Genomic DNA, 23649 nt, shown 5'->3' on the forward strand with positions numbered 1-23649 from the left:
AAAAGCACAACCGGGACTCTTCACTTGCGAAGAGCACTGGTTGTGCTTTTTAGTAGCGTAATCTTAGCGTTTTTGTACTGTACCATGTGTTACTTGAATAGAGCTAGTAATCCATGTGTTAATTCAAACAGTTCAAATACATTTCGGGGGTCTTTACCCGTGAGGTCGTGAATTCTTTTTAGTCGATATTGAAGGGTATTGCGATGAATATTGAGATGTGTAGACGTCAAGGATACGCTCCCATTATTATTAATGAAAGTCCGCAGAGTATCCAGTAGATCTACTGACTCCTTGTCTTCCAGCTTCATGATGAGCTGCTCCGAATGAGTTAAATTCGCATGGCTTAGTTTTACCAGAAATTCAACCTGAGGATAGGGAATCATGCGATTTTGCAGCTGAAGAGCTTCAGCAACATGCATAGCGGATTGGGCCTGGTGATAACTGTCTGCGATAAAAGGTTCATGTTTTCCCATACTTATTTTGCACCGCTCATCTTTAAGAAGCTGTGTTATCATTTCATCCACTGCACTTGTCGACTGAATAAGAAATATATACGTGTTTGTGCTTTCATCGATAAGAAAAGAGGGATGCAGCATCAGCAGATGGGATCGATCTTGGTTTACTCGAAGTCCCTTAATGTATAGGACAGTTGTGGGTAGCGTTAAGTTAATCTTATAGAAGAGCGCTTCTTTTCTCAGCTTCTGGGTGTACAATCCACGTTGATGGAGCAAAATCTCGAGTAACGCTTTTTTCTGCTTCTCTTCATTTTGGATGGTATGGAGGGCGATTCCTTGTTCGATTAGAAGAACAACCGTAGTTCTGACAATATTGCAAAAAGGACGTACTTCTTCCGGATTACCGGTAATTCCAATGACACCAACACGGGAATTTCCAATAACAATGGGTTCGTTGGTCCCTTTTTTCTCGTATTCACCATCTTCCCACACTTCAATCATCTCACCGCTGGACAAAGCACGTACAGCACCTTGATGTTCGGTCCCGACGCGCTTTCGGTTTCCGCTTCCAATAATGATGCCTTGTGCATTCATAATATTAATATTGTAAGGAATATCCTTCATCATTTTATCCACGATATCTTGTGCTAAAGTTTCTGATAATTGATATAACATAAGGCATTCGCTCCATATCAGCTTGGTCTCTTCCTATTTGTGTCCTATTCTAAGAATTAGTATAACGCAGTTGTGCATGTGAATGAAGGAAGCGAAAGGGAAATAGTAATCTACTAAAAGAGGGATTTATGTAATAATGGAAGAAATTAGGGGTGGAGGAACCCTTCTTGCGGAAGTAACGTAGAGAGAACTTTTTGATGAACGGAGGACACCCTATGAAATCGACAACGAACATAGCAGGTTTGTTTATTCTTTTTATTGTACTTAGCTATCTGCTTGTGTCGTGTAGTTTTGCTTCTTCCGATTCATTCAATCGCAAACCTTACGATGGAAGGATACTGAGTATTGGTATAGTCGGTGAAGTGCCCGATGTGAGGGAAAAACACATTTTATTTCAAAAAATACATCTTCATCAAATGAAAGAAGCGAGTATAGGGCATAACTTGGATGCAATTTTCATAAGCAAAGAATTTTTATCGGCTGCAGCGGCACCCGAGTTTGCAAAAGTATATAAGGGAGCAGAGATCCCGGTGTTCTTTTTGGAATCCGAACGAGGTTATGTTCCTTTCTATTATGAAGGGATTAGTTATGAAGATGCGCCGGACACATTTGATCTTACATACGCTACTGCGCTTGTCCCGGAGTCTGGGAATGAAATGAAGTATTGGGGCTTCGGGCTAAACAATGACAAGAAGAACAAGAAAAATATTCAGTCAGCGTATTCGGATATGTTCCAAGCCATTGACAAGGGATCTCTTAATAATGAATAAGAGGATTTAGGAGGGAAAACATGATGGATACATTTTTAGTAGAACCAACGCAAGAGTATAAGCGGGAATATTTGGAAATGATTGCGGAGTGGAGAAATACGAAAGAAAAAATGGTTCCGTTTGTGCTGCGATCAGATCCTACGGATTATGAAACGTTTCTAATGGAAATGGAGGATTTAAAAACGGGCAGGAATCTGACTCATTTGAAAGTCAAGAGTTCGACTTTTTGGCTAGTTCGATCCGATCGAACCGTACTAGGTGCCGTAAATGTACGGCATGAGCTGAGCCAGCGACTTCTCGAAGTCGGTGGACATATTGGATATGGAATCAGGCCGAGTGAAAGAAAAAAAGGATATGCGTCCCGTATTTTGGCTCTTGGGCTAGAAGAGGCACGGAAATTAGGAATTCGCAGGGTACTTGTGACCTGTGACAAAGAGAATACGGGATCAGCAAAAACGATTATGAAAAATGGCGGTGTTCTAGAATCGGAAGCCGATTTGGATGGGATACCGATTGAAAGGTACTGGATAGAGTTAGATTAAAAACTATAGCAATAATCATATAATTTTTTCCATATTAATAGTATAATAGGGAAAAATGTTTGAAAGGACTTGAGCGCCGAGGCAAGCAAGTCCTTTTTATTTTTACAGTCTAACAAAAAAGTGGGGGATATAACCATGGATCAAGGCATGGGAGTAATGTACGGTTTTAGTATAGTAGCCATACTTTTTCAGCTATTGTATCTCGTCTGTATTGGACTAGGAATTTATGGTTTGGTGTTGTTCATCAAACTAGCGCGCAGGGGTATTACTGCACTCGAAATATATATCGGGAAACATAGGGATCCTAACCAACGTATGGATCAGAACAATAGGGTATGAGATTACCCCATTCAGTATCATTACTTTTTATACGGATTACTTAAGATTCACAGAAAAGGAAAAACAGCATTTTTATGTACTCTTCATTTTAGGAGCAAGTCAGTTTTTTGGAAATGATCAAACGCCTGTAGATCTTATAGTCATGCTCGGTGTAGCAAAAAGTATTTCTTTTCTTTTTTCATTCTGATATTTTGCATCATATATGGAGTTCTACGCTGGAATGAGCTGGGCGAGGAGTAAAATCATTGTCATTATCGTTCAATTAGAAATGTGAAAATAACAATAAAAAGTGGATTCATTTTTCGGAATGAATCCACTTTTCACTTTTTTCTTCAAACACTCATTTTTCCTGTTTTACTGTCGTAATGCCTGATCCATCGCGGTTATTAGGGTTGAAGTCGGGTCACATGTATACTCCCAGAACATGATACCAGCAAGATTTTTCTCTCTGACATAAGTGCTTTTATAGGAGAGGGATTCGGGATCATCATAAGTGATAAAGGTACTCCCATCGAACAGAAAAGGCGCTTTGGCTTCATCATCCCAGTATCTTGTAAACGTTCCGCCTCCGATGTATTCCTGCACAAGTTTTCCGTAGTTTGGACCGTAACCTCCGGATGATGGACTCATTTGTAGATATCCTGAGTTTGTACTCGGGACATTCTTCCACATTCTTGAATAAAAAGCGGCACCAATGACAAGTTTATGAGCCGGAACCCCAGCATTCATGAATATTTGAACAGAAGCATCTACACTAATACGGAATAGATCTCCTGTTGAAGTGTAGAGGTTCGTATGATGGCCGGTTAGTGTCTGAAATCCGCCGCGCATATCGTAAGTCATAAGTTGAACATAATCGAGATAGGGGTGAACAAGGTTCATTTCAGTTCCATCTACATAATATTGATCTGCTCCTGCAGCAATAGTAAGTAAGTAGTAACGACCTGTCTGTTCGCCGTACTGATCGAGCCTCTGCCTAATTGTTTTCAGCAGCAGGGTGAAATTGGTTTTATCCGCTGGGGAGGATGTAATCCCCGCTTCTGAATAACACGGGTACTCCCAGTCAAGATCAATTCCATCGAACGGATATTTACTTAATAATTCTTCGCAAGATTCAGCTATTTGAATACGGCTTTGCTCAGAAGCAGCTGCTTCCGAGAATCCTCCAGCACTCCACCCCCCAACAGAAATCAATATTCTTAGATCAGGGTTTATTGCTTTTAGCCTCAATACTTGCTGAATGGTAGCTCTGCTATCATAGTGAATTCTTCCATTAACAATGTGTGCGAAAGCAACATGAATATGGGTAAGCTTAGCTGCATCTTGTTTTGTTACATCGGATAGCCCAGCGCTTGTCACATAACCGCAGAGAATGTAATCTGACATGTGTATTTTTACCTCCTTCAGATTTAGCATTAATGAGAGTGATTCGCACTAAATGTAGTCTGCAAGGAAAAAGATGTCAATGAATTTGAACTCTATACACGAAAAAAGAGAGAAATTAGGAAATTGTTAACCTGTCGAAAGTGTTCTTACACATGGTAAGCTAACTTATGACAATAGGTTGTATTTGTTTTCTGCTTTCAACGATTAACATTGCAGCAAATTCAACACACTATTTTGCTAAATAATTAAGTGTCATGTCATTAAATATAACACAAGAATGGCCTATAAACGGCTTTAATAGCGAGAAAATTACGTATTTACGAATTTTAGGAGAATAGATAAACTTTGTATGAATGCGATTCCATTGCTTTCATATCAAGGTTTTGCATCTTCATTTCGCGCTTTCTTTGTTACCACACTGGATTTTATATGTGTTAGGTAATATAACGAAGGGAAAGCGAAGAAACCTGCTTATTTCATTAGAACAAAGGGGTGAGGCATACCTAGTAAGGCGGCAGTATAACTGCACATCATCGAAGATTCAGGCTTTGCTTTTTGTATGTCTTTTAGAAGGCAAGTTGTATTTGGGTGTCATGATTGGTTCAACTTATGAGCTGATTCCTGTTATTTATTTATGTAGAGAAACAGAGAAAAGGGAGGATATTTCATGAATAAAAAGCTTCTGAAAACCGGTTTGGCTTTGACATTGTTCACCTCACTTCTAGCAGGTTGTGGTACACCTAAAAGTGCCAGTACAGGTCCGTCTGATACAGCAGCAAATGTAAGTAAAGAAGGGTTTCCGATTGTAGAAAAGCCGATTACACTCTCCATGATGGGTAAAGATACGGGTATGCAAAACTGGAACGACATGGTCGTATTTGACGAAATGGAAAAACTTACAAATATTAAATTGGAATTTAGAAATGCACCAATGGATAGTTTTGATACGAAAAAGAACTTGGTCTTCGCTAGCGGTGATCTTCCGGATATGTTCTATGCAGCAGAATTGACGAAGGCAGAAGAAGTCAACTATGGTACTCAGGGAATTCTGATTCCTTTGGAACAGTTAATTGAAGATTATGCTCCTAATATTAAAAAAGTATTGGAAGAAAATCCGGATATTAAAAAATCAATCACTACACCGGATGGACATATTTATTCTTTGCCAAGAATTGACCTTACGGCTGTGTGGAATCATGGACCTATCTGGTATAACGGAGCATATCTAGAAGCACTCGGTGTAGATAAACTCCCAGAAACTACAGAAGAATTTTATACGTACTTGAAACGTATTAAAGAAGAAGATCCGAATGGAAACGGTAAAGCAGATGAAATTCCGCTCGTATCTGTAAAAATAGAAGATATTCGTCGCTATTTTGAGGGTGCCTTTGGACTTTATGATGAAGTTATCTATACGGACGACGACAACAAAGTTCGTTACACTCCGATGGAAGAAGGGTATCGTGGATATCTGACTTACCTGAACCGTTTGTGGGAAGAAAAGCTGCTTGATCCAGAAACATTCTCTCAAACCGACGAACAGAAAAAATCAAAAGGGAAGTCTGATCGTGTAGGTCTATTCTCTGACTGGCATCCATACTTCACGCTTGGCGGTGAACCGGACACAGCTGACAAAATGATGATCCCACTGAAGAGTGATATGGTGGACAAGCCTGCCTATGGTAAAAGTACGGGGCTGAGCACAGGTGCATTTGCCATTTCCAGTACGAATCCGGCTCCTGAAGCGACAATGCGCTGGGTTGACTATCTGTACACGTATGAAGGATCCACTTTGTTTGATAAAGGCCCAGAAGGCACGATGTGGAAATACGTAGGTGAAAATACGAAAGAAAAAGAAGAAGTGGCTATTCCAGGTGGCGGTGATCGCGAAGAGTTCCGTGCTACGTTGACACCTAACTATGGTATCGTTTCGCCAGGTATCACGATTCCAGAAGTAAATCTAGGACTTAAAACTGAATTTGATGAGTGGGTAGATAAAGAAACAGCAGAGAAATTGGCTCCAATTGCTCGAGTTCCTTATCCAAACGTCTATCTGACACCAGAAGAACAAGAAGAAGCATCCCGTCTGCGTTCTGATCTGGATAAATATGTAGAAGAAATGGAAGCTAAATTTATTACAGGTCAGGAATCTCTTGATAAATGGGATAGTTATGTAGAGCAACTGAAAAAGATGGGCGCTGAACGCGTAGCTGAAATTTATCAGGGTGCTTATGACAAATGGGCACAACAACCAAGCTAAGCTTTTGCTTAGAATCAATCAAACCGTAGAAATAGCCGCTTTCAGCCTTGTGCTGGAGGCGGTTGTTTTTTTGTGGACTTGTTATCGGAATTGTCGAAACAAAGTGGCTATCCATCACGTTAATGTTCATGTAGACTAGACATTTCCAATACAACTTTATAGAGGAATGAGACACGGATGATGAGCGGGAATTATGCCTCTATCAACATTGAGAAATATACAAGGTAACGCACGACTCGCTATCCTGCTTATTTTGATTACGATTGTTGCTGTCTATCATGAACCTTTCCTCATGCCGAGGTATAAGGAATTTGTAGATCAGAAGACCATGATTCAATCGTTTACTTTATTGGAGCATTATAAAAGGAGTGGTATTTCTGATTCGTGTTCAGACAGAGATTACAATTAAAAGACCGATTGAGTGTTGTTTTGACGCAGCGAGAGACTTGGATTTACACACTCGTACGGTATGGAATCATACACAAGAAAAGATTGTTTCCGCTAATGAGGGGCTGATTGGCCCTGGAGAGATAGTAACCTTTGAGGCGACTCATTTTTTTGTGCGGCAGCGACTCACATCGAAGGTTATCGACTTTGAGCCTCCCTATACGTTTACGGATCAAATGCAGCAAGGTGCGTTCCGTAGCTTGATACACATTCACGAATTTGAAGTTCTTCACCAGAATGAAACATCCATGAGGGATACGCTTCATTTTGAAGCTCCTTATGGATGGATGGGCAGGCTGGCGGAACGTTTTATTTTACAATCGTATATGAAAAACTTTCTTGAATACAGAAACAAGCAGTTGAAGAAGATGCTAGAATCATAGTGTACAGAGTACATATATATAAGGAGACGACGACACAATGTCAAACCGATCAAATGATATTGAAGTTAAATTGTACACCATGTGCGTAGTACGAGACGGGGACCGAATCCTATTAATGAACCGGCCTAATGAGAAAGGATTTCCAGGGTGGATTGCTGCAGGAGGAAAAGTAGAGTTTCCGGAGAGTTTGACAGAAGGGGCAATACGAGAAGTAAAGGAAGAAACAGGCCTTACCGTAAGCAACTTGATATACAAAGGGCTTGATGAATTTGTAGACCCGAATAAGCGGTATCGGTACATGGTATTTAATTATATTACAGATTCATTCGAAGGTGAGTTGCGAAATGATCCTCCTGAAGGAGAGCTTCAGTGGGTTTCGCTCGGTGAGTTGAATGACTATCCGATGCAGGATTGGTTCAGGGAGCGGCTAACTTATTTTTTTGAAGACGGAACCTTTGAAATCTATGCCCTCTGGGACGAAGATAAACAGGATACACAAAAGCAGACCATAACTAAATTATAAATGATACAAAAATAGCTCCGTTGTGCTGGCCGATCAAAGATACAATACACAACAACAGACATAGAAACATATGGGGGCAAAAAACAACAATGAATCATATTCCTTTTGGAAATCTTGATTATTTACTTGAGGGCAGTGAAGTGCAGCAAGCAGCATACCGAGTGCTTAGAAAATACAAAGTGATGGAGATTCTATCACCTTTTACTCCCGTCTTAACGGGTACCATCCCCATTCATATTGATATTGAAGGCAGTGATCTTGATATCATCTGCGAGGTATATGATTTTCACCATTTTGAGCAATTACTGCGTTTTGAATTCGGAAATCGGTCTGGCTTTGTTTTGAAGGACCATGTTGTGCAGGGGATTCGAAGGATGAAGGCGAATTTGCAGCTTGATCAGTTTGAGATCGAGATCTTCGGTCAGCCGATTCCGGTAACGGAGCAGAATGCCTATCGCCATATGATCATCGAGGATCGTATACTGCGATTGTCAGACGAAGAATTTCGCCAGATGGTTCGTTCACTCAAAAGAGATGGATACAAAACAGAACCGGCTTTTGCCATACTGATGGGTTTAGAGGGGGACCCGTATGAAAGTATGTTTGAAGTGAATCAGTGGACTGACGAGAAGATTGCAGAGATAGGGTGTTCTTTTACTGAGATCGTCACTAGAGTATATGAATTTACTGAAAAAAAGGAGTATCACTTCCCGCTAGATACGAGAAACATAGAGTATACAGGAGAGGAAGAGAACCGAGAATTATTTGCTGAGAGGTATCATAAAGATCATTCCATTTATGTATCACGTGGGAAAAATCGGAATGAAGCACATCTGTTCTTTCGAGGTGCTAGCGATTTTACTTGTCGTTGTACCATTCTGGATCTATCACAGGAAAAATTCCCGATTCTTGAAGCGATGGAGGCCAGTGTCATTGAAGACACGAGCGATGATAATTATGACTATTATGATGTTATCGATACATTTGGTGTGATTGAAGTGACGAATTGGGAATGGAGTACCCTTATTTCCTCAAATGTGGAGAAGCAGGGTACTGAGTTTTTTGGATTTATCGAATCTTTTTTGCTTACCTATTTTCGTCAGCTCGTCTTTTCAGCTAAAGACATGGAAGGGCTAGAAGTATTCATGAAGCAGACTTTACCTTGGGCCAAGTCTTTTTACTATGAAGGTGAATTGTACTATAGATTTAAATACTTCTGATTAGGTTAGTTTTGGTGAATAAGAAATAGAGTGAAACCATTGTTGGTTTACAATCCATAGGTGGATATTAGTACCTGGCAGGAAGGATCTTTTGGCGAATAGGGCCGAAAGATCTTTTTTCATATATAGAATCAGCTTTACTGGCAAGGTAACTTAATCAATGATAAACTTATCATTTTGGATGATATAGCGCTTACAATAGGCGAAAAAGGAGGGGAACACAAAATATACCAACGTATATATGTGGAATTTGCTTATGACATTGCTATGAAAGATGGGAGGTCAGGTAAAAATTCAATTGTCATTTCGTCAGAATACTGGATTAATTCCTAATTCAAACAAATCAAACACACTATTTCACAATTAAGCGCGATTTTATGTGAGGAAAGATAACGACGTAATAGCGTTTTCATTGCTTATTTATTCCAATAGACAATCGAAAATGACATATTGTCGAAAAAGCGGGGAATGAGTAGTATTTTACATGAAGGCGGTATCAATCCTTTCCTGTCCACGTTTGCAAGCTCTATATCCTATAAAACACGGAAATCCAGATGAATCAGTTTGGAGAACTGAATAGTGATGTGGTGTTAAGAAAGATTACAAACATTCAGTGGAAAGGCGCCAATATTTTGGAAAAGAGGTGACTCGATGCAACAAAATGGACAAGTGACAGCATCAGTTTCAAAGGCTGCGATCCCACGGAGAAAGGGACTCGTGAAAAGAATCCTTCAAAACTGGGAGTTGTACGTGCTAATCGCACCGGCTTTCTTCTATTTTTTAATTTTCCAGTATGTACCGATGTACGGAGTTCAGATCGCATTTAAGAACTTTATTCCTACGCTCGGAATCAATGGAAGTCCTTGGGTTGGATTCGATCACTTTGAGCGTTTCTTCAATTCCTATTATTTCTGGGATTTGATATGGAATACGCTCAGCATCAGCTTGTATGAGCTGGCTGTAGGTTTCCCGTTGCCGATCATTTTGGCATTGGCTTTCAATGAGGTGAGGAATGGAAAGTTCAAAAAGACAGTACAGACTGCTACTTACGCACCGCATTTTATTTCGGTCGTTGTAATGGCAGGGATGATCATTACCTTCTTGTCTCCCTCATCCGGGATCATCATTCACCTGATTGAATGGCTAGGCTTTAGTTCACCCGATTTCCTGACGGATCCAGCATGGTTTAAGACGATGTATGTTATCTCAGGGGTTTGGCAAAGTACGGGCTGGGGAACGATCATTTACCTAGCGGCATTATCCGGGGTAGATCCACAGCAGCATGAAGCTGCAATTGTTGACGGAGCTTCCCGCTTCCAGCGGATTTGGTTCATTAACATTCCGGCGATTGTGCCTACCATTACCATTTTGCTCATTCTGAATATGGGCGGTTTGCTTGGTGTCGGGTTTGAGAAAATTCTACTCTTGCAGAATTCACTCAATATGACATCTTCTGATGTCATCTCTACGTTTGTTTACCGATCAGGTTTGCTTGATGCACAGTACAGCTTCTCGACAGCAGTCGGATTGTTTAACTCTGTCATCAACGCATTTATGCTTGTCCTGGTGAACCAGATTGCTCGTCGTACAAGTGAAAACAGCCTATGGTAAGAGAAGGGAGTGAAGGGTAAATGTTGTCTGGAGTAAAAGAAACGAAGCGTGACAAAATTTTTATGTTTTGTAACTATCTCTATCTGACGATTGCTTTTGTGCTTGTCGCATACCCGCTTGTTTACATTTTGAGTGCATCGATCAGTGATCCGAGAGTAGTTAGCTCAGGAGAGATGTGGCTTTTCCCGAAAGAAATTACGTTTGAAGGTTATATCAAAGTGTTTGAGAATAGCAAAATATGGAACGGTTATCTGAATACGATCATTTATACGGTGGTAGGTACGCTAATTAACCTAGCCGTTACGATTCCAGCGGCTTATGCTATGAGCCGTAAAGACATGGTAGGTCGTAATTTCTTTATGGCGATGTTCATGTTCACGATGTTCTTCAGTGGCGGACTCATTCCTACATACCTGCTTATCCGTGATCTTGGGATGATCGACAGCATGTGGGCACTTATTTTACCTTCTGCTGCTTCGATTTGGAATATTATCGTGTCGCGTACGTTCTTCCTGTCCAATATTCCGAGGGAACTTCAGGAAGCTGCACAGATTGATGGATGTACGAATCTCCGGCTCTTCTTCAAAATTGTCATTCCGCTCTCCATGCCAATTATTGCGGTTATGGCGTTGTTCTACGGGGTTGGTCATTGGAACAGTTACTTTAGTGCTTTGATCTATCTGAATACAGAAGATAAATATCCACTTCAAATGGTGCTTAGACAGATTCTAGTCTTGCAAGAGATGACAGCTGAGACAGGTGGAGCTAATGCAACCGTTGCTTCTGCACTGAACAGTAAGGCAGAAATTGCAGCGCTTGTAAAATATGCAGTTATTATCGTATCCACTCTTCCAATCATTATCGTTTATCCATTCTTGCAACGTTTCTTTGTTCAAGGTGTCATGATTGGTTCTGTAAAAGGTTGATTGTAAACGGTTAAAAATCTCATTACTACATCTCTAGATTAGGAAGGTAGGATTTAAATGAATAAAAAGTTATATAAAACAGGAGCAACTGCTCTTACGATTACACTTCTCGGTTCATTGCTTGCAGCATGTGGATCTTCCGGTGATTCAGCGGGATCATCCAATACAGCAGCTGTTGTAAATAAGGACGGATATCCGGTCGTGGAAGAACCGATTACCCTTACGATGATGAGTAAAGATACAGGGATGCAGAACTGGAACGATATGGCTGTATTTGATGAAATGGAGAAGTTGACTAACATCAAATTTGAATTCGCAAATGCACCTATGGATAGTTTTGATACGAAAAAGAATCTCGTGTTTGCTAGTGGCGACCTTCCGGATATTTTCTACGGAGCTGATCTGAAACCAGGCGAAGAAGTAACCTATGGTAGTCAAGGAGTCTTGCTTCCTCTAGAGGATCTGATTGACACTTACGCGCCGAACCTCAAGAAACTACTGGACGAAAATCCGGAGATTCGCAAATCCATTACAACACCGGACGGACATATCTACACCTTGCCTTCCATTAATCTTTCATCCATCTGGTACCAAGGTCCAATCTGGTATAACGGTGATTTCCTGAAAGCACTGAAGGTTGAAGAACTGCCGAAGACGACAGAGGAATTCTACACTTATCTGAAAAGAGTGAAGGAAGAAGATCCTAACGGCAATGGTAAAGCAGATGAAATTCCGTTAACTTCCGTAAAACTTACAGATATCCGTCAGTTCCTATTGGGAGCATGGGGCATCTCTAACATGGAGTACTATGCGGATGAAGAAGGGAAAGTTCACTACACACCAATGGAAGAAGGCTACCGTGAGTACCTTACTTTCATGAACCGCCTATGGAATGAAAACCTTCTGGATCATGAAACATTCTCTCAAACGGATGAGCAGAAGAAATCCAAAGGTAAAAATAATCAAATTGGTGCATTCTCTGACTACCATCCATACTTCACGTTGGGCGGAGAACCTAGTACTGACGATAAAATGATGTACCCCCTGAAAAGCGACATGGTAGATGAGCCAGTCTATGGCAGTCATCCAGGTATTACAACAGGTACATTTGCCCTTAGCCTTACGAACCCTGCTCCAGAAGCAAGCATCCGCTGGGTAGATTATCTTTATTCCGTTGAAGGAGCTACCATGTTCGCAAGTGGACCAGAAGGCGCTCTATGGGATTATGTAAATAAAGAAACGCATGAGAAGAAGTGGCTGCCGTTAGAAGAGGGTGTTGACCGTGAGGAAACACGTGCGACCCTGACACCTAACTATGGTATTGTGCCTCCTGGTCTTGAAAATGAGGAAGTTAAATTAGGTCTGAAAAATGACTTTGATGAATGGATCGATAAAGAAAACGAAGAAAAATTAGTTCCTTATGCAAGAGTGGGCTACCCGATTGTTTATTTGTTACCAGAAGAGCAGGATGAAGTATCACGTCTTCTCTCCGATTTAAAAACTTATGTTGAGCAAATGGAAGCGAAATTTGTAACTGGACAAGAACCACTAACGGGCTGGGATAGTTACTTAGCACAAGTTAAAAAGATGGGCGGAGATCGCATAGCAGAGATTTACCAAGCTGCTTATGATCGTTGGAATCAGACCGGTAAAAAAGAGTAATTAGTAATAAAAAAGGGAGCGGCAAGCCTGACGGCTACCGCTCCTGAACATTAGTAATCTCTTGATCGTCCTCAGCGGACGCATGCAGTTTTCGATATTGACCGGGTGTATGCCCTGTTTCCTTTTTAAACTTACGAATGAAGTTTGGCGTATCTTGATATCCGACTCGAGTAATGATTTCTTTTAATGGATCGCTGCTAGTCGTCAGTTGATGGATGACTTCCTGCATTCGTTTCTGCCAAATGTATTGAGAGAAATTAACTCCGACCTTCTCTTTGAAGGATCGGCTGAAATAGGAAGTGGAAATAGAGAACTCCTGAGAGATTGTTTCCAGGCTCAACTCGTATTCCGTGTAATGTTCATCAATGTAAGTAACAATCTGATCCATCAGAGAACGTTCTTCGGTCTCTTCATTGCTCTCTACCTGAACACAGATAAACGAAGCTATCGTTTGTAAGTAATGTTCAAGGTCTTGCGTAGAATGGAAATCAGATGGATTGCGAATATCATGAATCACACTATGAATTCCTAGTTCTGACGCAGTTTTCAGCAGTATATTCAATAGATCAAAGCTAATGCATCGCATAAGCTGTAGTGGCATCTGTTGAGATTGAAGTGTTTCAATCGCTGTCGAAATCGTTTGTTTTGCTACATCATAGTTTCCTTGTTTTAAACTTTGAGACAACTTGAGCAAGACATCCTTTGAGATCCAGAACGCTTCATCTTGTGAGAAAGATAATTCTTCAAAGAAGGCGATTACGTTATTACCATTCACCAGCCTTGATTCGTGAGCAGAATATGCCTCGATAAAGGATTGGCTGAGCGAAGTAGCTTCTTGATAAAAGGATCCAGCTCCCATTTCGGGCGGTGTGCCAACGAGTTTCGTAATCCGTTCATGAATCGCTTCGACAAGGCGATGGTATCTGTCGGCAGAACCTTCAACCTGATCATCATCAAAACCGACGATAAATGCCATCTGGTTGGTTTGGGTAAGCTCTACTCCGTATACTCTTGCACCCATAGTAGGGAATTCCATGTCTGTCATCTGGCTGACCGTATTCATCCGTTCTGGTTGCACCAGTGGAGTTAGCGATGTATCCTTCCATTCCGTAATTAAAGCGAAATAATGACTGCGATCAAATTGGATCCCAAGGGTATCCATCAGTTTCTTCGGAATCATTCGTCCGCTTTGACCATATTTCAGCATCATTAATAAATAATGATTGCGTGCATAAGGTTCATGGAGATTGGCCCGGAGATTTTGCTCCTGAAGTGCTCTGCGAATATGTTCTAGCTCGTTCCCTTTTCTTTCATAAGGTACGTCCTTACTAGTCGTAGAGGTGGAGTAAGCATACTGAGCAAGATCAAAGATAGGATGAACCTGTTTTCTGGCAAAAAGAATGGCCATGATGGTTCCAATAAGTAAGACAGCAGTAAACAAAATAAGAATGAAGCTGCGTATATGTATAACACTGCTGAAGAATTGATCGCTAGGCATGAGGGTCACATAACTCCATCCGTTGTCTTCGGATTTGACAGTCACAACAGAGTGTTGTTCGTCATTAATAATCCGATTATGAATTCCAGATTCAAGTCCTGCAATCTCAGCTGCTTCGGGATCAGTAAGTGTTTCTCCATTGCGATTATTCGCGAGTATCTGACCATTGTTATCAAAGATATAGGTCATCCCTTGGTAATTGCCGAGAATGGATGAGATTAGTCCAGTTAACTCTTGCTCAGGAATAAGAAATAGTACAGTTCCATAAGGATGAGGATTGTTGGGTGTAATCGGTACCATATAAGACAAAAGGGATTGCTGCCGTGTCGTATTTAAAGTAACCATATCCGCAGGACGAATTGTAGGAAACGTAACGTTATTCATATCATCAATCAGTTGATCAGGGTTCCAGTTTCGAAAAGCAAACTGGTCTGTAAATACATTCAGGCTGGACGTGCCGTCCGCGGAGTAGATCGTATCGTCTCCATGGAAGAAGAGAAACATGTCCCCAATGATAGAGCTGATAGATTGATATTTCTCAAGAGCCTGAACAGCTTCAAAGCTGTAGTAAGGATGATGGGCACGGTACGATGTCAATTGCTGATCGTAAGCCATTTGGGAAGCAATTTGATCCAGTTCTTTCATCCGGCCATCAATGATTGTCTTAGCTTGAGTCAACTGATTCAAATTGGATCGTTCAATCTCTTCTCTCAAATTACCGGCTGCATTGTGGTACATAAGCACGGTGAGAAGAAGTAAAGGAATCAACAAGATACAGAGGTAAGACAAGGTATATTTCAAAAACAATTCGGACTTTAAATAGTTTCGCATTTCTTTATCTGCCTCCTGTTGGTTGTCATTGTGTGTGGGAAATAGATTCATATTAAGGAGTACTCGAATTGAAAAATTACACTCATAAGATTCATCATACCAAATTTCTTCTAATTTGGAACCAAAAAAATGATGAATTATGGGAGAAGTGGAGATGATTGCGCTTGAAAATGAGTGGTGTTCCTGTACCTCAGATCCCATTCTCACCGAAGCATTATTACTGTCAAAGAGCGGTTACTAAGCCTCATTTGGATGGACGTTTAGACAAGCCTTTCTGGGCAAATGTCCCATGGACAGAGGAATTTGTTGATATCGAAGGGGATCTAAAGCCACTACCTACGAAGCAGACTCGGGTGAAGATGCAATGGGATGACGAATATATGTATTTCGGTGCGGAACTAGTGGAAGATGAAATTTGGGCCACGCTGACAGAACGGGATTCCGTCATTTTTTACGATAATGATTTTGAAATTTTTATTGATCCCGATGGAGATAGCCATCAGTACTATGAATTTGAGATGAATGCCTTAAATACAGTGTGGGATCTCATGTTAGTCAAGCCATATAGGGACGGTGGTCCACCTGTGAACAGCTGGGATATACAGGGACTTCAGACCGCTGTACATATTGATGGTGAACTAAACAATCCAAGCGCGAATAACCGAAAGTGGACACTCGAGGTAGCCATGCCATGGAAGACTCTGAAAGAATGTGCGGCAGATGGCCGTGCACCGCTTACGGGTGAATACTGGAGGGTTAACTTTTCACGAGTTCAATGGACAGTAGATGTTGTTGACGGAGCCTATGTGAAGCGGAAGGATACAGAAACAGGGCGGCCACTTCCAGAAGATAACTGGGTATGGAGCCCGATGGGGATTGTGAACATGCATTACCCTGAACTATGGGGGTATGTGGTTTTTGTAGACAAAGCAAATTCTCATAAGGAATTCGTCCCGCATCCTGATGAACGGTTGAAATGGCAGCTCCGACAAGTTTATTATCGCCAGCGTAATTACTATGAAGAGCACGGTAAGTATTGCCCTGATCTTCAGTTGCTAGTCTCAGATGATCCTTGGAATGAGGATATTCAATTGGAGACGACAAGTGTTGGATTTCATGCTCAGGTTCTTTCAAGTGACAGAGACAGCCACATTCACATCAGGGAAGATGGATTGACTTGGAAGGATTAACAGGTAGAAAATAGCAATGAGCAGGAATTGGTAAAAACATCATGTCAGCAATACGTATTTCCTGGAAAATAATTATGGAAAAGAAAACCCTTAAGACAGATGTACGGCTCTTAGCTCTATAAAAAGTCGAAGGAGGAGCTGTAATGACAACACTATCAGCATATGGATTGGATACAACTGTACTGGAGCGGAAATTTGAGGAGAAGCGTGCCCTTGGGAGCGAAAGGCAGGAAGATTTGTTTGATATCTTTAATGCTTTGCTTTCAGAGGAAGAGGAGATCCTTCTTAAATTTTTATATGCCTATATGCCTGTTCATGATATGGCCGATTACGATGGAGTGTTTTTTCTAAACCATGTACGCAAGGCGCTTCAAGTCCGCAAGGAAATGCCATGGGGGGCAGCAATTCCAAACGAGATTTTCCTTCATTTTGTGCTTCCTTACCGGGTGAACAATGAGAATATCGATGATAGCCGCAGTGTAATTTACGAAGACTTGAAGGGCCGCGTATCTTCACTTGGAATGAAAGAAGCGGTTCTAGAAACGAATTACTGGTGTCATGAAAAAGCGACTTATGTCGGCAGTGATATGCGAACCGTATCACCGTTAACCCTGATGCGAACCGCGCTCGGACGCTGCGGAGAGCAATCTACGCTTGCGGTAACTGCGCTGCGAAGTATCGGGATTCCGGCGAGACAATGTTACACTCCGCGCTGGGTACATTGTGATTCCAATCATGCATGGGTGGAAGCTTGGACGGACGGAGAATGGCATTTCTTAGGCGCGTGTGAGCCAGAACCTATGCTTGATGAAGGCTGGTTCCGTGCACCTGCACAGCGAGCCATGCTTGTAAACACTCGTGTTGCAGCGGATTACCATGGACCAGAAGAGGTATGTTCCAGACAAGAATGGTATGAAGAAATTAACATGCTTGATCGGTATGCTTCCACAAGAAGAGTTACCGTCCTTGTGACAGATGAACAAGGAAAGCCGCTTCCTAAAGCTGAGGTTCATTTTCAGGTGTACAACTCTGCAGAGTTCTTCTCGATTGCCACACTCATGGCGAATGAAGAGGGACGAGTAAGCTTAACGACTGGTTACGGAGACTTGATTTTACACGGAAAAACAGCGGATCGTTATGGCTGGATAAAAGCAAGTGTACGGGAAACTGCCGACTTCGAGCTTAGGTTATCTATTCATCATGAGCAGCAAGAATATGTGGAATTTGATCTTGTTCCGCCCCCGGCAGCTCCTGCTTCCGAACAATCGGTTTTGGCTGAACAGCAGGCGAAGCACGATGAAAGGCTAAGAGAAGGAACGGAGATCAGAACTCGTTTTGAAGAGCAGTTCATTTCAGCAGAACAAGCTGCACGAATTGCTGAGCAGTGTGGTCTTCCTGAAGATCGAGTACAGCGTGTTCTTCAATTAGCGAAAGGAAACGGAGAAGAACTTGCTTCTTTTCTAAAAGATACATCGGAAGAATGGCGGGAACTTGCTTTACGTCTGTTGGAATCACTACGAGACAAGGATCTTGCGGATAGCAATAAAGCCATGCTGGAAGATCATTTAAAAGGGTCTAAGCAATACTCCGGTCAAACAAATGATGCTGCATTTTTTGATGAGTATGTGTTATGCCCTCGGGTGTACTTTGAGATGCTTGCTCCTTACCGAACCTATTTCCAGCAGCAATTTACGGAGATGGAGCAGTCCGTATATGCTATCAATCCGAAACTTCTTGCGGACCGGATTGATAGCATGGTGAAAGTCGTAGACGGATTCGATCGTTATCCTCGGATGGCTACACCAGCTGGTGCGTATCGCCTCAAAGTGACCGATTCTGGTAGCAGGGACATCCTTTTTGTAGCAGCTGCAAGATCGATAGGGATTCCGGCACGACTGGAACCTCATCACTTGGACCCTGAATATATGCTGGATGGGGAGTGGAAGCGCGTTTACGCTGATGTCGTCACAGCGGAGAACGATTTCCCTAAGGGGGCTGTTCGGTTCATCGAAACAGAAGGAGCAAGAGAGCCTGCGTCTTACTTTGAAAATGTGACACTGGCTCGTTTAGAAGAAGGTGTATACCAGACGCTGAACATGCCTTACGGAGAAAAAGACCTATACGACAAAGCCATTGAAGTGATGTCAGGTGAGTACCGCTTAACGACAGGAGTAAGACTTAGCGATGGTTCCGTGAAGGTACGTTTGGAGTTCTTCACCGTACACGCAGGTCAGGAAGTACAGCGAACGCTCATCTACCGTTACCAAGAAACAGAGGTTCCGGTCATTGGTCATCTAACGCCGGAGTTATTTCCACAAGTTCCAAGTACAGTGGGCGAAGAAACCATTTCTAACTCCAGCGGACTAATTCTCGCATGGATGGAACCGGAACGGGAACCGACGAAACATCTACTTCGTGAGCTGAGAGAGCTAAGAGCAGAGATGGAGGCGGAAGGCGCACAGATTTGTCTGTATGTGCAGGATGAGCACGACAATACCATGCTGCAAACAGAAGGACTGCCTGCAGGAACTTGTAAGATCATAGATCCTGAGCTCACATCTTTGCAGAAACTGGCAAAACGGATGGGGGAAAGTTTTGGACTGAGAGGCACAAACCGTCCGGTAGTTCTTTATGTAGATCAGGATAGCAATATTCGTTATTTTATTCAGGGCTACAAGCTAGGAATAGTCAAAGAGCTAATACAAACGATGCAAAACTTGAAAGTGAAAAACTAATTCAACATTTTTACCAACGGAGAGGGGAAACAACACATGAATCAATTGCCAACAGCGGTGACACGCACAATGGAAGAAGCGAAAACAATCCTTGCAGGGGAGCCAAAACTGCTTGAACTGTTCCTCAATTGTTTTCCAAATACACTGACAACGACTACGAAAACTCATGAGGATGGAACCTCTTATGTTTTTACAGGTGATATTCCAGCAATGTGGCTTCGTGATTCCAGCGCTCAAGTAACTCAGTACCTGACTCTGGCTAATGAAGATGAGGATATTCGTAACATTATCAAAGGGCTGGTCCGTAAACAGCTTGGTTATATCCAAATTGATCCTTATGCTAATGCTTTTAACGAAACAGAACTTTCGATCTCAGACCTGCATTATCAGGACGAAACAGAGCTGAATGGCTGGGTATGGGAGCGTAAATATGAGATTGATTCCTTGTGCTATCCACTGCAACTGAGCTATCTCTACTGGAAGGAAACCGGCGATGCTTCCTTATTCAATGATGAATTCAAAACGACAGTAGACATCATTACGAACTTGTGGAAAACAGAGCAGACTCACCGGGAAAGTTCATCTTACCGTTTTGTGCGTCATGATTGCATGCCTTCTGATACACTTCCGGAAAATGGGCTTGGTACTCCTGTAGCTAAAACAGGTATGACTTGGTGCGGCTTCCGTCCGAGTGACGATGCATGCCAGTATGGCTATTTGATTCCATCTAATATGTTTGCGGTAGTTGTCCTTCGTTATGTAGAAGAAATTGCACGTGACGTATACGGAGATAACGCTTGGGCTGGACAAGTAGCAGACCTTGCAACTGAAATTGATGAAGGTATTCAAAAATATGGTATCGTGGAACACCCAGAATTTGGTCCGATTTACGCTTATGAAACAGACGGTATGGGTAACCACAACCTGATGGATGATGCCAATGTACCAAGTTTGCTGTCGATTCCTTACCTTGGTTACAGAGACGCAAAAGATCCGGTATATCAAAATACCCGCCGTTTTATTTTGAGTGAAGAGAATCCGTATTATTATGCAGGAACGGCTGCATCAGGCATCGGAAGTCCGCATACGCCAAAAGAGTACATCTGGCATATCAGTCTTTCCATGCAAGGACTCACTTCCATTTCCGAAGATGAGAGAAAACAACTGCTTGAGACCCTTATTTCCACAGATGCAGGAACGGGATATATGCATGAAGGTTTCCACAAAGATAATCCAGCGAAGTTTACACGCGATTGGTTCGCATGGGCGAACAGTATCTTTTCACAGTTCGTCTACCAAGAGAAACTGAAGTCTGCACGCAAATCGATGACATCTTGATTTTACTTGAGGAGGATATTGACATGAACAAAAAAACAGCTCACGTTATTTCACATACTCACTGGGACCGCGAATGGTATATGCCGTATGAATATCATCACAAACTGTTAATCGAGCTTATGGATACACTGCTTGAAACGCTGGAAAAGGATCCGGAATATCGCAGTTTCCACCTCGATGGTCAGACGATTATGCTCGAAGATTATTTGCAAATTCGTCCTGAGAAGAAAGAGGAACTGAAACGTTACATTCAGGAAGGCCGCATTCATATCGGACCTTGGTATATCCTGCAGGATGAGTTTTTGACAAGCAGCGAAGCGAATGTTAGAAACTTGCAGATTGGACATAAAGACGCGCGCGAATACGGAAATATTTCCAAACTCGGCTATTTCCCGGACAGCTTCGGTAATATGGGACAAGCACCGCAAATGTTGAAACAAGCAGGAATTGATGTAGCTGTGTTCGGCCGCGGCGTTAAGCCAACTGGATTTAACAATATGGTATCGGAAGAAGCCGGTTATGAATCTCCGTTCTCTGAGATGGTATGGCAGTCGCCTGACGGTTCCGAAGTACTCGGAGTGTTGTTTGCGAACTGGTACTGTAACGGAATGGAAGTCCCTGTTGATCCGGAAGAAGCGAAGATATACTGGGACAAAGCGCTGTCTAGTGCTGAAAAATTTGCATCGACAGGACAACTGCTGTTCATGAACGGATGTGATCATCAGCCGATTCAGACTGATTTGTCAGCTGCACTGACTACAGCACGTGAACTGTACCCGGATGTAGATTTTGTTCATGCAAGCTTTGATGAATATGTAGAGGCTCTGCAAAAGGAACTTCCTGAGCGTCTTCAGAAAGTTCATGGTGAGCTGCGCAGCCAGCGTACCGACGGCTGGTATACCCTTGTTAACACGGCATCAAGCCGAGTGTACCTCAAGCAGATGAATGCGAAAGTACAAAATCTGCTAGAGCAAGTTGCTGAACCATTGTCAACAGCGGCATACCTGACTGGAAAAACTTATCCACATCACTTGCTGGAATATGCATGGAAAACACTGATGCAGAACCATCCGCATGATAGCATCTGTGGCTGCAGTGTGGATGAAGTTCACCGTGAGATGGTGACTCGTTTTGAAAAGGCACAGCATATGACCGAAGCAATTATTGATGATGCACTGAGCGGTATTGCCGGGGAAATCGATACGACGAAGCTTGGAAGTGAGCAGGAAACAGTGGAGATCTCAGGTGATGTTCCATCCCGTATTCCATTTACCGTATTTAACGGAACAGGTGATGAGCGAAGTGGTGTTGTAGAGATTACGCTTCAGCTAAATCGTCGTTATTTCTCTGAAAATTACCCGAATGTACTTGCTCGTGAACTGAGAGAACAGCCAATTCCTGCTGGACGTCTTGTGAGTGAAGACGGCAGTGAAATCATCTGTACAATTGAAGATGCAGGTGTTCAGTTCGGATATGATCTGCCTAAAGATCGTTTCCGTCAGCCTTACGTTTCACGCTGCATCAAGCTTACTTTTGAAGCAGAACAGGTTCCTGCTGTTGGATATCGTTCGTTTGCTTTTGTACCAAATAACAGTGTTCTCTCCCTAACGGATGCAGCAACACCGGTCATTCTTGGTGCAGATGCGAAAGTTTCATCTGACGACTTGTCCATTACTGCACGCTCCATGGAGAATGAATATGTACGTCTGAATATTGCGGAAGACGGATCTATTGAACTGACGAACAAAAAGACAGGTCAAGTTCAGACAGGGCTTGCTGTGATTGAAGATTCCGGTGATATCGGAAACGAATATATGTTCAAAAAGCCAAACGGCGAAGTTCCACTGACGACGAAAGGATCACAAGCCAGCATCCGCATCGTAGAAGAAACGCCTTATCGTGTAGCTATGGAGATTGTGCATGATATGCAGATCCCTGCTTCTGCTGATGAACTTCTTGAACAAGAGATGACTGGACTGGTTGGTTTCCCTGCCCGCAAAGCTGGACGTTCTGACGTTAAGGTTAGTCTTCCTGTTACTCTGCGCGTATCCCTTGAGAAATCATCACGTAGAGTCGATGTGGATGCAACGATTCTCAATCAGGCCAAGGATCACCGTGTACGCGTATTGTTCCCAACTGATTTCACGGCGACATCTCATCAAGCGGAATCTATCTTTGAATGTGCGGAGAGACCAAACATCCCTGCACCGGAGTGGGAAAATCCGAGCAACGATCAGCACATGCAGTCTTATGTCAGCATGAGTGATGGTACTCAGGGTCTTACGATTATCGGAAATGGCCTTAACGAATATGAAATTCTGAACGAGCGAAATACCATCGCAGTAACGGTACTTCGTTCAGTAGGAGAACTAGGGGATTGGGGCGTGTTCCCAACACCGGAAGCGCAGTGCCTCGGAGAACAAAAAGCAAGCTTCTCCATTGTTATTCATGAAGGCGATGTGATTACTTCAGGAGCATACAAAGAAGTGACATCCCGTAACACGCCTTGGTTTACAAAACAGCTGCCTGTGCAAGAAGGTACGCTTCCAGCTACACACAGTTTCTTGTCTTGGAACGGAACAGGCATGGCATTCTCTTCACTGAAGGTGAGTCAAGTGAGTGGAGATGTCGTATCTCGCTGGGTGAATCTGACGGGTGAGCAGCAAGAACTGAGCTTAGAATCGTTAACGAAGGGTACGGATGCTTACCGGAGTAACCTTCTGGAAGAACAGCTGGAGAAAGTAGCTTTCTTGAATGATAACAATGGACTCTCCCTCCCAGTACAGAAGGCAGAGATCGTAAGTATCGGATGGAAACCAGCTAAAGTATAAAAGTACAACCGAATCTAAGCCAGAAAA

General features: G+C 42.4%; 17 protein-coding genes. 14 read left to right on the forward strand and 3 right to left on the reverse strand.

All coding sequences use genetic code 11. From position 1 onward, the window contains the following. Positions 1 to 89: 89 nt before the first annotated feature. Positions 90 to 1130, reverse strand: a complete 1041-nt coding sequence (locus KFT32_RS08030; protein ID WP_211746634.1) for a CdaR family transcriptional regulator — start codon at positions 1128 to 1130, stop codon at positions 90 to 92. A gap of 215 nt (positions 1131 to 1345) precedes the next feature. Between KFT32_RS08030 and KFT32_RS08035 the strand changes: the two genes are divergently transcribed. The 3 genes from KFT32_RS08035 (at position 1346) to KFT32_RS08045 (ending at position 2781) form a co-directional block, all read left to right on the forward strand. Further along, positions 1346 to 1900: a hypothetical protein gene (locus KFT32_RS08035; RefSeq protein ID WP_211746635.1), complete on the forward strand. Its 555-nt coding sequence runs from the start codon at positions 1346 to 1348 to the stop codon at positions 1898 to 1900. Between the two features lie 20 nt (positions 1901 to 1920). Next, on the forward strand, positions 1921 to 2442 hold the full coding sequence (locus KFT32_RS08040; RefSeq protein ID WP_249435746.1) for a GNAT family N-acetyltransferase: 522 nt from the start codon (positions 1921 to 1923) through the stop codon (positions 2440 to 2442). Positions 2443 to 2577: 135 nt separating this feature from the next. Then, complete coding sequence (locus KFT32_RS08045) at positions 2578 to 2781, forward strand: hypothetical protein (RefSeq protein WP_249435747.1); 204 nt, start codon at positions 2578 to 2580, stop codon at positions 2779 to 2781. Positions 2782 to 3135: 354 nt separating this feature from the next. Here KFT32_RS08045 and KFT32_RS08050 read toward each other — a convergent pair whose 3' ends face one another. Beyond that, a complete protein-coding gene (locus tag KFT32_RS08050) occupies positions 3136 to 4167 on the reverse strand; it encodes a glycoside hydrolase family 18 protein (protein ID WP_211746636.1) in 1032 nt (343 codons plus the stop codon). 667 nt (positions 4168 to 4834) lie between these two features. Between KFT32_RS08050 and KFT32_RS08055 the strand changes: the two genes are divergently transcribed. From KFT32_RS08055 to KFT32_RS08085, 7 genes are all read left to right on the forward strand, one after another. Beyond that, positions 4835 to 6427 (forward strand): extracellular solute-binding protein, encoded by a 1593-nt coding sequence (locus KFT32_RS08055; protein ID WP_211746637.1) that lies wholly within the window; start codon positions 4835 to 4837, stop codon positions 6425 to 6427. Positions 6428 to 6795: 368 nt separating this feature from the next. Beyond that, a complete protein-coding gene (locus tag KFT32_RS08060; RefSeq protein WP_349304880.1) occupies positions 6796 to 7257 on the forward strand; it encodes an SRPBCC family protein in 462 nt (153 codons plus the stop codon). 37 nt (positions 7258 to 7294) lie between these two features. Next, positions 7295 to 7780 carry an 8-oxo-dGTP diphosphatase gene (locus KFT32_RS08065; RefSeq protein WP_211746638.1) on the forward strand — a complete coding sequence of 162 codons (486 nt, stop codon included), beginning with the start codon at positions 7295 to 7297 and terminating at the stop codon, positions 7778 to 7780. Between the two features lie 89 nt (positions 7781 to 7869). Beyond that, a complete protein-coding gene (locus KFT32_RS08070) occupies positions 7870 to 9000 on the forward strand; it encodes a DUF4269 domain-containing protein (RefSeq protein WP_249435748.1) in 1131 nt (376 codons plus the stop codon). 651 nt (positions 9001 to 9651) lie between these two features. After that, on the forward strand, positions 9652 to 10611 hold the full coding sequence (locus KFT32_RS08075; RefSeq protein ID WP_211746639.1) for an ABC transporter permease: 960 nt from the start codon (positions 9652 to 9654) through the stop codon (positions 10609 to 10611). A 20-nt stretch (positions 10612 to 10631) separates the two neighbouring features. Next, a complete protein-coding gene (locus KFT32_RS08080; protein ID WP_211746640.1) occupies positions 10632 to 11537 on the forward strand; it encodes a carbohydrate ABC transporter permease in 906 nt (301 codons plus the stop codon). A 57-nt stretch (positions 11538 to 11594) separates the two neighbouring features. Further along, complete coding sequence (locus KFT32_RS08085) at positions 11595 to 13199, forward strand: extracellular solute-binding protein (RefSeq protein ID WP_211746641.1); 1605 nt, start codon at positions 11595 to 11597, stop codon at positions 13197 to 13199. A gap of 34 nt (positions 13200 to 13233) precedes the next feature. Here the strand turns inward: KFT32_RS08085 and KFT32_RS08090 are convergent, their stop codons facing one another. Continuing rightward, positions 13234 to 15528 (reverse strand): AraC family transcriptional regulator, encoded by a 2295-nt coding sequence (locus KFT32_RS08090; RefSeq protein WP_211746642.1) that lies wholly within the window; start codon positions 15526 to 15528, stop codon positions 13234 to 13236. 164 nt (positions 15529 to 15692) lie between these two features. Between KFT32_RS08090 and KFT32_RS08095 the strand changes: the two genes are divergently transcribed. The 4 genes from KFT32_RS08095 (at position 15693) to KFT32_RS08110 (ending at position 23622) form a co-directional block, all read left to right on the forward strand. Beyond that, complete coding sequence (locus KFT32_RS08095; RefSeq protein ID WP_211746643.1) at positions 15693 to 16718, forward strand: carbohydrate-binding family 9-like protein; 1026 nt, start codon at positions 15693 to 15695, stop codon at positions 16716 to 16718. 143 nt (positions 16719 to 16861) lie between these two features. Further along, on the forward strand, positions 16862 to 19453 hold the full coding sequence (locus KFT32_RS08100; RefSeq protein WP_211746644.1) for a transglutaminase domain-containing protein: 2592 nt from the start codon (positions 16862 to 16864) through the stop codon (positions 19451 to 19453). 36 nt (positions 19454 to 19489) lie between these two features. Further along, complete coding sequence (locus KFT32_RS08105) at positions 19490 to 20791, forward strand: glycoside hydrolase family 125 protein (RefSeq protein WP_211746645.1); 1302 nt, start codon at positions 19490 to 19492, stop codon at positions 20789 to 20791. Positions 20792 to 20814: 23 nt separating this feature from the next. Continuing rightward, the gene (locus KFT32_RS08110; protein ID WP_211746646.1) at positions 20815 to 23622 is read left to right on the forward strand and encodes an alpha-mannosidase; all 2808 of its coding nucleotides are present in this window, start codon (positions 20815 to 20817) and stop codon (positions 23620 to 23622) included. The last annotated feature ends 27 nt before the right edge of the window (positions 23623 to 23649 follow it).

The sequence above is a fragment of the Paenibacillus sp. Marseille-Q4541 genome (assembly GCF_018310695.1).
Classification (GTDB): Bacteria; Bacillota; Bacilli; order Paenibacillales; family Paenibacillaceae; genus Paenibacillus.